The 12,047-nt window shown below is 75.8% G+C and carries 10 protein-coding genes; 1 reads left to right on the top strand and 9 read right to left on the bottom strand.

The genetic code is table 11. The features are described from left to right. Positions 1-32: 32 nt before the first annotated feature. The 9 genes from IEW90_RS10485 to lysA form a co-directional block, all read right to left on the bottom strand. A complete protein-coding gene (locus IEW90_RS10485; RefSeq protein WP_229679631.1) occupies positions 33-620 on the bottom strand; it encodes a carboxymuconolactone decarboxylase family protein in 588 nt (195 codons plus the stop codon). Between the two features lie 10 nt (positions 621-630). Next, positions 631-1,764: a ScyD/ScyE family protein gene (locus tag IEW90_RS10490; protein ID WP_188718245.1), complete on the bottom strand. Its 1,134-nt coding sequence runs from the start codon at positions 1,762-1,764 to the stop codon at positions 631-633. Between the two features lie 138 nt (positions 1,765-1,902). Beyond that, positions 1,903-3,138, bottom strand: a complete 1,236-nt coding sequence (locus IEW90_RS10495) for an MFS transporter (RefSeq protein ID WP_188718246.1) — start codon at positions 3,136-3,138, stop codon at positions 1,903-1,905. A 7-nt stretch (positions 3,139-3,145) separates the two neighbouring features. Next, positions 3,146-4,225, bottom strand: coding sequence for a peptide chain release factor 1 (gene prfA, locus IEW90_RS10500; RefSeq protein ID WP_188718247.1), 1,080 nt, complete (start codon positions 4,223-4,225; stop codon positions 3,146-3,148). A 1-nt stretch (position 4,226) separates the two neighbouring features. Next, a complete protein-coding gene (rho, locus tag IEW90_RS10505) occupies positions 4,227-6,218 on the bottom strand; it encodes a transcription termination factor Rho (RefSeq protein WP_188718248.1) in 1,992 nt (663 codons plus the stop codon). A gap of 137 nt (positions 6,219-6,355) precedes the next feature. After that, positions 6,356-7,312, bottom strand: coding sequence for a homoserine kinase (gene thrB / locus IEW90_RS10510; protein WP_229679632.1), 957 nt, complete (start codon positions 7,310-7,312; stop codon positions 6,356-6,358). Then, positions 7,309-8,379, bottom strand: a complete 1,071-nt coding sequence (thrC, locus tag IEW90_RS10515; RefSeq protein WP_188718249.1) for a threonine synthase — start codon at positions 8,377-8,379, stop codon at positions 7,309-7,311. Before thrC ends, thrB begins: the two co-directional genes overlap by 4 nt. 10 nt (positions 8,380-8,389) lie before the next feature. Next, complete coding sequence (locus IEW90_RS10520; protein WP_188718250.1) at positions 8,390-9,679, bottom strand: homoserine dehydrogenase; 1,290 nt, start codon at positions 9,677-9,679, stop codon at positions 8,390-8,392. Next, a complete protein-coding gene (gene lysA / locus IEW90_RS10525) occupies positions 9,676-11,091 on the bottom strand; it encodes a diaminopimelate decarboxylase (protein WP_188718251.1) in 1,416 nt (471 codons plus the stop codon). Before lysA ends, IEW90_RS10520 begins: the two co-directional genes overlap by 4 nt. A 168-nt stretch (positions 11,092-11,259) precedes the next feature. Here lysA and IEW90_RS10530 point away from each other — a divergent pair, with 168 nt between their 5' ends. Continuing rightward, positions 11,260-11,913 (top strand): DNA-3-methyladenine glycosylase, encoded by a 654-nt coding sequence (locus tag IEW90_RS10530; RefSeq protein ID WP_188718252.1) that lies wholly within the window; start codon positions 11,260-11,262, stop codon positions 11,911-11,913. The last annotated feature ends 134 nt before the right edge of the window (positions 11,914-12,047 follow it).

Genomic DNA, 12,047 nt, shown 5'->3' on the forward strand with positions numbered 1-12,047 from the left:
GGGCTCCGGCTCCGGGTCCGGCTCCCTCGGCATCACTCCCCCGGCGCTCGCCCGTAGCGCACGGCGGCCCGCACGGCGGGCGGCGCCGCCGCCGCGAGGGCAGCGTCGGGCGCGGCGCCCAGCGCGTCGTTGACCGCGGAGAACGCCATCCGGGCGCCGACGTACGCGGTGACGCCCAGGATCGCGCGATCGCCGAAGCCCGCGGCCCGCAGCCGCTCGACGTCCTCGGCGGTGGTGCCGTTCGGATCGCGCGCGACGCGACGCACCCACGCCGCGAGCACGCGCTCGCGCTCGTCGAGGCCGCCGTCGTCGCCGGCGAGCACGGCCGCGGCCGTGCCGTCGGAGCTCGCCGCGGCGAGCCGCGTGCCCCACGCGAGCGAGCAGTACGCGTCGCCGAGCGCGCCCGCGAGCGCGCTCACCACGATGCCCTTCTGCCGGAGGCTCAGGCCGCCGGCCGTCGCCGCCGCGACCGTGAACGCCTCCCAGGCCGCTTCGACCTCCGGCGCGTGCGCCCACACGCGCGTGAGCGCCATGACGTAGCCCGGGTCGTCGCGGTCGGCGGCGAACAGCCGCTCGGCGCCCTCGCCCTCCGGCGGATCGGACAGGAACCCGGCGGCCACGGCGACCGCCTCAGCGCAGGTCGATCTGCAGCACCGAGCCGCCGCCGGTCGAGGTCGACCCCACCGTCACGAAGGCCGAGTGCCCGCGGATCGCGAGCCCGTACGGCGCCTCGAGGCCGTCGACGACGACCGCGTGGTCGGATCCGCCGGGCGTCACCCGCCGCAGCGAGCCGTCGGCACCGTCGAAGAAGTCCGCGTCGTCGAGCTGCACGGCGTAGAGCGCGCCGTCGCGCCACGCGAGGCTCGTCACGGTCGTGAGCCCGGTCGCGTAGGTCGAGACCTGCCCGTCGGCGCCGATGCGCCAGATCGACGACCCGCCCTCCGGGAACGGGAAGCCGGTGAGCTGCGAGACGTAGAGCGCGCCGTCCGGGCCGACCGCCACGTCGGTCGGCACCGCCTCGGGCGGGATGAGGCCGGGCCCGAAGGGGTTCGGCACGGGCGCCCCGGCGGGCAGCACCGCGAGGGCCTCGAGCCCTCCGCGATCGACGCCGACGACGGTGTTGCCGCCAGCGTCGGCGACCGCCCATCCCGCTCCCGCCGTCGCCATGCCGACGGCGTTGGAGTCTGGCGCCTCGCTCCCGTCCGGGTTCTCGGCGACCTCGAAGGCGTTGAGGTCGGCGACGAGACCGAGATCGGCCGCGTCGAGCGGCGCGCTGCCGAGCCGGCCGCTGCGGAGCGTGCCGAAGAGCCCGTAGTCGCCGCCGAGGTCGTCGCGCGCGCTCGCGGCACCCGACATGCCGCCGATGAGGAGCGAGATCGTGCGGCCGCGCACCACGACGTCGGATGCGCCGATCGCGTCGCCGCCGAACGACAGCGTCGGCACGCCCGTCACGACCCGCCGCTGCTGCCCGTCGCGCACCTCGGTGACGGCGCCCGTGAGGCCGCACCACGCGAACGCGGGGTCGACGCCGGGGATGGCGTCGCACGCCGCGGTGCTGCCGGCCTCGGCCACGTAGAGGCGGTTCCCGGGGCCGATGGAGAGCTGCCGCGGGTTGTCGAGCCCGCTCGCGATCGTCACCGGCTCGCCGCCGGGAGGCGCCGCGGAGGCCGTCGTGCCCGCGAGCGGGACGAGGCCGACGGCGACGACCGCGGCGGCGATCGCCGCCGAGCCGCGGAGCGATGCAGGACGGATGGGTGCAGGCATGATCGCGCTCCTCCTCGCGGTGCCGCCACCGCGGCGGCACCTCATCGCGAACAGCGTCCTCGTACTCGGGGGTCGAGGCAAGATGCGACTTGGCCCAGCGTCCGACGCCGCGCCGCGCGGCTGCGCCGCGGACACGGCTCAGCGAGCGCGACGCCGGGCGAGCGGCGACCGCGCGAGGCCCGCGGCCGAGAGCGCGAAGCCCACCACGACGACCGCGAGCACCGGACCGAGGCCGAGCGCGTCGGCCGCGATGCCGGCGATCGGCGCCGCGACGACGAACATGCCCCGGTTCGCGGTGCGCATCGTCGCGTTCATGCGCGCCTGCATGGCATCGGGCGTCGCCCGCTGGCGCAGCGCCATCTCGCTCGGGTTGCCGAGGCCCATGCCGACCCCGGCCATCACGAGCCCCGCGACGACCACGGCGAGCCCCGCGGGAGGCGCCATCGGCGCGAGCGCCGGCAGCGCCACGAGCGCCCAGCCGAGCGGCGAGCCGACCCGCGAGAGCACGATCGTGCGCGCCTCCCCGGCCCGGCCGGCGACGACCTCCGCCAGCGCCGTGCCTGCGAGCGTCGCCGCGCCCAGCGCGCCGAGCGCGAGGCCGAGCCCCGCCGGGCCCGCCGAGAGCCCCGTGAGCACGAGCGGCACGAGCAGCGTCATCGCGGCCCCGTTGCAGAGGAACCACGCATGCGTCCAGCGCGCGAAGGGCCCGAGCCGCGGATGCCGGTGCACGAAGCGCAGGCCGCGCCCGATCGATCGCCACAGGGGCGGGCGCGACGTGCGCACCGGCTCGTCGACCGGCATGGTCGCGAGCACGACGGCCGACGCGAGGTGCGCAGCGGCCGCCACGAGCAGCGACACCGGTGCGCCCAGCCACGCGATGAGCGCGCCGGAGGCGGCCGGCCCCGCCGACTGCGCCGCGTTCGCGCCGAGGTCGAGCCGCTGGTGCGCGGCGAGGAGCAGCGGGCGCGGCACGAGCCGCGGCACGAACGCCTGCGAGGCGGCGTCGTTCACGAGCGACGCGGCGCCCAGCGCGAGCGCTGCGAGCAGCAGCGCCCACAGCGCGCCGCCGCCGAGCAGCCACGCGGCGGCGAGCGCCCCGAGGATCGCCGCGCGCGCGAGGTCGCTCGCGAGCATCGCCGTGCGCCGACGCCAGCCCTCCACGAGCGCGCCGGCCACGAGCCCGAGCACCACGTACGGCAGCCAGCGCGCTGCGGCGAGCCAGCCGACCTCCGCCGCGCCGCCGCCGAGGTCCTCGACGAGCATCGTCTGCAGCGCGATGATCGCGAGCCCGACGCCCGTGCCGGTCGCGAGCTCGACGCTCCAGAAGCGCCAGAACGCGGCGCCGAGGCGCTCCCGCCCCGACGCCGCGCTCATCGCAGGATCAGGCCTCGTTGCCGAGGGCCGCGAGCCGCGCCTCCTCGTCCGCCTGGATGCAGGAGTCGATGACGGGCTGCAGCGCGCCGTCCATCACGGAGTCGAGGTTGTACGCCTTGAAGCCCGTGCGGTGGTCGGCGATGCGGTTCTCGGGGAAGTTGTACGTGCGGATGCGCTCGGAGCGGTCCATGCCGCGGATCTGCGAGCGGCGCGCGTCGGACGCGGCCGCGTCGAGCTCCTCCTGCTGCTTCGCGAGCAGGCGGGCGCGCAGCACGCGCATCGCCGCCTCGCGGTTCTGCAGCTGGCTCTTCTCGTTCTGCATCGACACGACGATGCCGGTCGGCACGTGCGTGATGCGCACCGCCGAATCCGTCGTGTTCACGCTCTGCCCGCCGGGGCCGGACGACCGGAAGACGTCGATCTTCAGGTCGTTCTGGTCGATCTGGATCTCCTCCGGCTCGTCGACCTCCGGGAAGACGAGCACGCCGGTCGTCGACGTGTGGATGCGGCCCTGCGCCTCCGTCGCCGGCACGCGCTGCACGCGGTGCACGCCGCCCTCGTACTTCAGCGACGCCCAGACGCCCTCGGCGGGGTCGCTCGAGGAGCCCTTCACGGCGATCTGGACGTCCTTGTAGCCGCCCATGTCGCTCGCGGTCGACTCGAGCATCTCGACCTTCCAGCCGCGGCTCGTCGCGTAGTGCGTGTACATGCGCACGAGGTCGGCGGCGAACAGGGCCGACTCCTCGCCGCCCTCGCCGCCCTTCACCTCGAGGATGACGTCGCGGCCGTCGTCGGGGTCGCGCGGGATGAGGAGGCGGCGGAGGCGCTCCTCGGCCTCGTGCGCCGCGGCCTCGAGCCCCGGCACCTCCTCGGCGAACGCGTCGTCCTCGCGGGCGAGCTCGCGCGCGGCCTCGAGGTCCTCGAGGCCGTTCGTCCACCGCTCGTGGGCAGCCTTGATCTGGCTGAGCTCCGCGTAGCGGCGGTTCACCCTGCGGGCGCGGCCGGCGTCGGCGTGCAGCGCGGGGTCCGCGAGCTGCAGCTCGAGGTCGGCGTGCTCGGCGAGCAGGCCCGCCACCGACTCGAACACGTCAGTCCTTGTCGTGCTGGCCGGGCACCGACTTCGAGACCTTCATGAGGAACTCGACGTTCGACTGCGTCTCCTTGAGCTGCTTGAGCACGAGCTCGAGCGCCTGCTGCGTCTCGAGGCCCGCGAGCGCCCGGCGCAGCTTCCACATGACCTTCGTCTCCTCGACGCCCATGAGCATCTCCTCGCGGCGCGTGCCGGAGGCGTTGACGTCGACCGCGGGGAAGATGCGCTTGTCGGCCATCTGGCGCGACAGGCGGAGCTCCATGTTGCCCGTGCCCTTGAACTCCTCGAAGATCACCTCGTCCATCTTCGAGCCCGTCTCGACGAGCGCCGTGGCGAGGATGGTGAGCGAGCCGCCGTGCTCGATGTTGCGCGCGGCGCCGAAGAACTTCTTCGGCGGGTAGAGCGCGCTCGAGTCGACGCCGCCCGAGAGGATGCGGCCGGAGGCGGGGGCGGAGAGGTTGTAGGCGCGGCCGAGGCGCGTGATGCCGTCGAGCAGCACGACCACGTCGTGGCCGAGCTCGACGAGGCGCTTCGCGCGCTCGATCGCGAGCTCCGCGACCGTCGTGTGGTCCTCGGCGGGCCGGTCGAAGGTCGACGCGATGACCTCGCCCTTGACGGTGCGCTGGAAGTCGGTGACCTCCTCGGGGCGCTCGTCGACGAGGACGATCATGAGGTGGACCTCGGGGTTGTTCTCGGCGATCGCGTTCGCGATGGCCTGCATCACGAGCGTCTTGCCGGCCTTGGGCGGCGAGACGATGAGGCCGCGCTGGCCCTTGCCGATCGGCGCGACGAGGTCGATGACGCGGGTCGAGAGCTTGTTCTGCGTCGTCTCGAGGCGGAGGCGCTCCTGGGGGTAGAGCGGCGTGAGCTTCGAGAACTCGGTGCGCGCGAGCGACTCCTCGACCGTCTGGCCGTTCACGGAGTCGACGCGCACGAGCGCGTTGAACTTCTGGCGGCCCGACTGCTGCTCGCCCTCGCGCGGCTGCTTGATGGCGCCGACGACGGCGTCGCCCTTGCGGAGGCCGTGCTTCTTCACCTGCGCGAGCGAGACGTAGACGTCGTTCTGGCCGGCGAGGTAGCCGGAGGTGCGCACGAAGGCGTAGTTGTCGAGCACGTCGAGGATGCCCGCGACGGGCAGGAGGACGTCGTCCTCGTGGATCTCGAGCTCGGCGTCCTGGCCGCCGCGGCGGGTGCGCTCGCGGCCGCGCGAGCGGCGCGACTCGGCGTCGGCCTGCTGGCGGTCCTGGCCCTGCTGGCGGTCCTGGCCGCGGCCGCCCTGGCTGCCGCGACCCCGGCGCGAGCCGTTGTCGTCGTCGCCGTCGTCCTGCTGACGGCTGTCCTGGCGCCCGTTGTCCTGCCGGCTGTCCTGGCCGTTCCGGTCCTGGCCGTTGCCCTTGCCGCGGCTGCGGCGGCGGCGCGAGCCGCCCTCCCGCTGGCCGTCGCCCTGCTGCTCGGCCCCGGCGTCGTCGCCCTTGGCGTCGTCCTGCGGCGCGGCGTCCTGTGCGGGCTCGGCCTGCGCCGAGCGGGCCTGGGCCGGTGCCTGCTGCTCGGCGGCGGGGGCGACGGCCTCGGCGGCCTCCGGTTGCTCCGCCTGGGGCGCGTCGGCGTCGGCCTTGCGCTTGCGCGGCGTGCGGGTGCGCTTGGCCTTGGGGGCCTCCTCGCCCTCGGCCGGCTGCGCGTCGGCCTGCGCGGCCTCGCCCTGCGGCGCCTCGGCGGGCGCGGCTGCCTCGGCAGCGGCCGCGTCGGCGGCGATCTGCGCCTTGGTGCGGCGGGGCGCGCGCTTCTTCGGCGCGGCCTCGGCCGGCGCCTCGGTCGGCTCCGCGGCGGGCGCCTCGGCGGCGGGCGCCTCCGCGGCGGCTGCCGCGGCCGCGGGGGCCTCGGCGACCAATGCGGTCGACGCGCGGCGCGAGCGGCGCTTGGGCGCGGCCTGCTCGGCGGGCGCCTCTGCGGCGTCTGCCGCGGGGATGGTGTCGGTGGTCTCGCTGGTCATGCGCGAGGGCTCCTTCAGATCTCGGCCGGCGCAGAGCGCGCCGGCGGGGAGCTCGTCTCCTGCAGCGCCGTCGGCGTGACCGCCGACGATCCGGCGCGGCAATGCGCGGAGAGGAGTGGGGATCGCCCCCTGCCGGGCTAGGCCGCGGCCTGCGGGGGGATGGGCTCCACTGTACCACCGCGGATGTCGACGGCCAGCAGGAGCGCGCGCCACGGCTCGTCGCGCGACTCGACGATCGCCGCGGCCTCGAGCCGGGCTGCCGGATCGCCCGCGAGCACGAGCACCGACGGGCCCGCGCCCGACACGACGGCGGCGTGGCCGGCGGCGCGCAGGGCGCCGACGAGCGCGCTCGTCTCGGGCATCGCGCTCGCCCGGTACGTCTGGTGCAGGCGGTCCTCGGTGGCGTCGAGCAGCAGCTCGGGGCTCTGCGTCAGCGCGGCCACGAGCAGCGCCGAGCGCGAGAGGTTGAAGACGGCGTCGGCGTGCGGCACGGCCTCGGGCTGGAGGCTGCGCGCGAGCTTCGTCGACATCGTCGCCTCGGGCACGGCGACGAGCAGCGAGACGCCGCGGTGCACGGCGAGCTGCTTGTGCCGCGGGCCGGTCTCGTCGACCCACGCGATGGTGAGTCCGCCGAAGATCGCGGGCGCGACGTTGTCGGGGTGGCCCTCCAGCTCGGTCGCGAGGCGCAGCACGTCGGCGTCGGCGAGCTCGACGAGACCCTCGAGCAGCCCCTGCGCGGCGAGCACGCCCGAGACGATGGCGGCGCCGGAGGAGCCCATGCCGCGGCCGTGCGGGATGCTGTTGCGCGCGCGCAGCACGAGGCCCGGCGCCTCGACGCCCACGGCCTCCAGCACGTGCAGCAGCGAGCGGGCGACGAGGTTCGTCTCGTCGGTGGGCACCTCGTCGGCGCCGACGCCCTCGACCTCGACGCGCACGGCCGTGCCGGCCGTCGCCTCCACCTCGAGCTCGTCGTGCACGTTGAGCGCGAGCCCGAGCGTGTCGAAGCCGGGGCCGAGGTTGGCGCTCGTCGCCGGCACCTGCACGCGGACGCGGCGGCCGACCGGGATGCTCGCGCCGGGCGCGGCGGCGATCACGCCAGGCCCAGCATCTGCGCGACCTGCGCGACGTCGGCGTCCGCGGCCTCGGGCGTCGCGTCGGTGCCGTCGTCCTGGCGGAGGCCGTACTGCGCGTCCTTGAGGCCGTGGCCGGTGACCGTGAGCGCGATGGTCGAGCCTGCGGGGATCTCGCCGGCGGCGTGCCGCTCGAGGAGGCCCGCGACCGAGATCGCGGAGGCCGGCTCGACGAAGACGCCGGTCGACGAGGCGAGCAGGCGCTGCGCGCGGAGGATGTCGGCGTCCTCGATCGCGCCGATCCAGCCGCCCGACTGGTCGCGCGCGTCGAGCGCGCCCTGCCACGAGGCCGGGTTGCCGATCCGGATGGCGGTCGCGACGGTGTCGGGGTCGCGCACGACCGCGCCGCGCACGATCGGGGCCGCGCCCGCGGCCTGGAAGCCGAGCATCCGGGGCCGCTTCGTGGCCATGCCGCTCGACTCGGCCTCCGAGTAGCCGCGCCAGTAGGCGGTGATGTTGCCGGCGTTGCCGACCGGGATGCAGTGGATGTCGGGCGCGTCGCCGAGCACGTCGACGATCTCGAACGAGGCGGTCTTCTGCCCCTCGATGCGGTCGTCGTTCACGGAGTTGACGAGGTGCACCGGGTAGTGCTCGGCGAGCTCCTTCGAGATCTCGAGGCAGTCGTCGAAGTTGCCGCGGATCTGCACGATGCGGGCGCCGTGCACGACCGACTGGGCGAGCTTGCCCATCGAGATGCGGCCCTCCGGCACCAGCACGACGGCCTGGATGCCGGCGGCGGCCGCGTAGGCGGCGGCCGCGGCCGAGGTGTTGCCGGTCGACGCGCACGCGATCGCCTTCGCGCCCCGCTCGACGGCGCGCGAGACCGCGACCGTCATGCCGCGGTCCTTGAACGAGCCCGTCGGGTTCAGCCCCTCGAACTTCACGAACACGCGCCCGTCGACCATCGCCGAGAGCGGCCGAGACTCGATGAGCGGCGTGCCGCCCTCGCCGAGCGTCACGACCGTCGACGCCTCCGTCACGCCCAGCTGCTGCGAGTACTCGCGCAGCACGCCCTGCCACTGCTTCGCCATCGTGATCCTCCTAGTCGATGAGCCGGATCACGCTGTCGATCCGCTCCACGTCGTCATGCGCATCGAGCGCGGCGAGCACCGCCGCGATGCGGGCCTCGCTGGCCGTGTGGGTGCCGAGCACGAGCGCCGCCTCGTCGTCGCGCGCGTCCTGCCGCACCGACTCCACCGAGACGCCGTGCTCGGCGAAGAGGCCGGCGACCGCGGCGAGCACGCCGGGGCGGTCGGCGACCGTGAGGGCCAGCTCGTGCCGCGCGAGCACGTCGCCGAACTCCGCGACCGCGAGGTTCGCGTGCGACGAGGGCGGCGATCCCGGGCCGCCGAGCACGTGGCGGCGGGCGATCGAGACGAGGTCGCCGAGCACCGCCGATGCCGTCTCGGGGCCGCCCGCGCCCGCGCCGTAGAACATGAGGTCGCCCGCGGCCTCCGCCGTGACGAAGATGGCGTTCTTCGCCTCGTGGACGGCGGCGAGCGGATGCGTCGCCGGCAGCGAGACGGGGTGGACGCGCGCGCTCACGCGGTCGCCCGCGGGGCCGCCCAGCCGCTCACAGATGGCGACGAGCTTGAGCACGCGCCCGGTGCGCTCGGCCTGCGCGACCATCTCGGCGCTCACGCCCGTGATGCCCTCGCGGTGGACGCGGTCGGCGGGCACGACGGTGTGGAAGGCGAGCGAGGCGAGGATCGTCGCCTTCGAGGCGGCGTCGAAGCCCTCGACGTCGGCGGTCGGGTCGGCCTCCGCGTAGCCGAGGTCGGTCGCGACGCGCAGCGCCTCCTCGAGCGTGGCGCCCTGCGTGTGCATGCGGTCGAGGATGAAGTTCGTCGTGCCGTTGACGATGCCCATCACCCGCAGCACGCGGTCGCCCGCGAGCGACTGCTCGAGCGGGCGGATGATGGGGATGGCGCCGCCGACGGCCGCCTCGTAGGCGACCTGCGCGCCCACGGCCTCCGCCGCCTCGAACAGCTCCGGGCCGTGCGCGGCGACGAGCGCCTTGTTCGCGGTGACGACGTCGGCGCCCGCGGCGATGGCGTCGAGCAGCAGCGAGCGGGCGGGCTCGATGCCGCCGAGCAGCTCCACCACGACGTCGGCGCCGGCGACGAGCGTCGCGAGGTCGTCGGTGAGCAGCTCGCGCGGCAGCTCGACGTCGCGCTTCGCCTCGACGTCGCGCACCCCGATGCCCACGAGCTCGAGCCGCGCGCCGGAGCGGGCGGCGAGCTCGTCGCCCTGCTCGAGCAGGAGCCGCGCCACCTGTGCGCCGACGCTGCCGGCGCCGAGGAGCGCGATCCGGAGGCTGCGGTAGTTCATGCCTGGTCCTCCCGTGCCCGCTGCGCGCCGGCGGCGAGGCCGGCGTCGCGGGCGAGCAGGTCGTCGATGGTCTCGCGCCGCACGAGCGTGCGCACGGCGCCGTCGCGCACGGCGAGCACCGGCGGCCGCGGCGTCAGGTTGTAGTTCGAGGCGAGCGAGTGGCAGTAGGCGCCGGTCGCCGCGACGGCGAGCAGGTCGCCCGGGGCGACGTCGGCCGGCAGCCACTCGGCGTCGACGACGATGTCGCCCGACTCGCAGTGGTGGCCGGCGACCCGCACGAGCACGGCCTCCGCATCCGACGTCCGGTTCGCGAGCCGCGCCGAGTAGTGCGCGCCGTAGAGCGCCGGCCGGGCGTTGTCGCTCATGCCTCCGTCGACCGAGACGTAGCGGCGCTCGCCGCCCTCGACGCGCACGGGCTTCACCGTGCCGACCTCGTACGCGGTGACGCCGGCCGGCCCGACGATCCAGCGGCCGGGCTCGATCGCGATGCGCGGCACGGGGATGCCGAGCTCGTCGCAGCGCGCGCGCACGCTCGCGGCGAGCCTGTCGGCGATCGCCTCGATCGGCTCGGGGCTGTCGGCGGCCGTGTAGGCGATGCCGAAGCCGCCGCCGAGGTTGAGCTCGGGCAGCGGGGCGCCGGCGGCCTCGCCGAGCTCGGCGTGCAGCGCGAGCATGCGGCGTGCCGACTCGGCGAAGCCCTCGTGGTCGAAGATCTGCGACCCGATGTGGGTGTGGAGGCCGACGAGCTCGAGGCTCGGCAGCTCGCGGATGCGCGCGGCGAGCGCCGGCGCATCCTCGATCGCGATGCCGAACTTCTGGTCCTCGTGGCTGGTGGCGAGGAACTCGTGGGTGGAGGCGTGCACGCCCACCGAGATCCGGAGGCGCACGCGCTGCACGCGGCCGGCGAGCGCGGCGGCCTCGGCCACCCGCTCCACCTCGATCGCGGAGTCGAGCACGAACGTGCCGACGCCGGCGGCGACGCCGCGCTCGATCGCCGGCTCCCCCTTGTTGTTGCCGTGGAAGCCGAGCTGCTCGGCCGGTGCGCCCGCGGCGAGCGCGAGCGCGAGCTCGCCGCCCGTGCACACGTCGATGCGGAGCTCCTCCTCGCGCATCCAGCGCACGACCTCGGCCGTGAGGAGCGCCTTGCCGGCGTAGTAGACGTCGACGCCGGGGGCGCCGTGGGCGGCGAAGGCGGCCTCGAACGATTCGCGGATCCGGCGGGCGCGGCCGCGCACGACCGTCTCGTCGACGAGCAGGAAGGGCGTGCCGTGCTCGGCCGCGATCGCGGGCAGGCTCGCGCCGCCGACGACGAGCGCGCCGTCGATCCTCGCGGCGCCCTCGGGCCAGACCTGCGCGGCGAGCGCGTTGGGGTCGCCCGCGTCGGGCAGCTGCGGGGCGAGCGGATGGGGCACGGGACTCCGTCCGAGGTGGGTCGGTGGGCCCGCGGATGTGGCGCGCGGGCGTCGAGCGGCGCTTGTGGCGCGGCTCCCATCCTACGGATCCGCGCGTGCCGCTCCGACGGCGGCGGACGTCCGGCGTCATCCTGCGGGCGTCGTCGGCCGATCGCTAGGGTGCCGGTGATGGCAACCCCCTCCCCCGTGTGGTTCGAGCGCGACCCGCTCGAGCTCGCGCCGCTGCTGCTCGGCGGCGTGCTGCGGCGCGCGGATAGGGCCGGCGCGGTCGCGATCCGGGTGACGGAGGTCGAGGCGTACCGCGGCGCGGACGACCCGGGCGCGCACTCGTTCCGGGGCCGCACGGCGCGGAACGCGACGATGTTCGGGCCCGGCGGGCACGTGTACTGCTACTTCACGTACGGGATGCACCACGCCGTGAACGTCGTGGCGGGGCCGGCGGGCTCGGGCTGGGGCGTGCTCGTGCGGGCAGGCGCCGTCGTGGAGGGCGCGGCGCTCGCGCTCGCGCGGCGCTCGGCGCGGCGCGCGTCGGCGCCGTCCGGGGAGCTCGCGCGCGGGCCGGGCAACGTGGCGCAGGCGCTCGGGGCGACGCTCGCCGACGACGGCGCGGCGCTGGGCGGCACGACCTCGGACGGGGCGGCCTGGTCGTTCGAGCCGGTCGCCGGGTTCGCGCCGCCCGGGCACCGGACGGGCCCGCGCGTGGGCGTCAGCGGCCCGGGCGGCGACGCGACCGCGTTCCCGTGGCGCTTCTGGCTGCCCGGCGAGCCGAGCGTGAGCGCGTACCGCGCGGCGGCGCCGCGCCGCCGTTCACCCGCTGGTTGAGCCGCTCCGCGCGCGCAGCGCGCTGAGCGTGTCGAGACCACAGCATGGCGAGCGGTCCGCGGAGCAAATGGTCTCGAGACGCGGCCGGCTGCGCCGGCAGCTCCTCGACCCGCGGAGGGAGCACCGGCAGCTCC

The organism is Agrococcus terreus (assembly GCF_014645235.1).
In the GTDB taxonomy this organism is placed as follows: Bacteria; Actinomycetota; Actinomycetes; order Actinomycetales; family Microbacteriaceae; genus Agrococcus; species Agrococcus terreus.

What these genes read in the sequence shown, in the direction of transcription:
- IEW90_RS10490 (WP_188718245.1), bottom strand. Translation starts at nt 1,764, where the DNA reads ATGCCTGCACCCATCCGTCCTGCATCGCTCCGCGGCTCGGCGGCGATC.
- IEW90_RS10520 (WP_188718250.1), bottom strand. Translation starts at nt 9,679, where the DNA reads ATGAACTACCGCAGCCTCCGGATCGCGCTCCTCGGCGCCGGCAGCGTC.
- IEW90_RS10530 (WP_188718252.1), top strand. Translation starts at nt 11,260, where the DNA reads ATGGCAACCCCCTCCCCCGTGTGGTTCGAGCGCGACCCGCTCGAGCTC.
- IEW90_RS10495 (WP_188718246.1), bottom strand. Translation starts at nt 3,138, where the DNA reads ATGAGCGCGGCGTCGGGGCGGGAGCGCCTCGGCGCCGCGTTCTGGCGC.
- rho (WP_188718248.1), bottom strand. Translation starts at nt 6,218, where the DNA reads ATGACCAGCGAGACCACCGACACCATCCCCGCGGCAGACGCCGCAGAG.
- thrC (WP_188718249.1), bottom strand. Translation starts at nt 8,379, where the DNA reads ATGGCGAAGCAGTGGCAGGGCGTGCTGCGCGAGTACTCGCAGCAGCTG.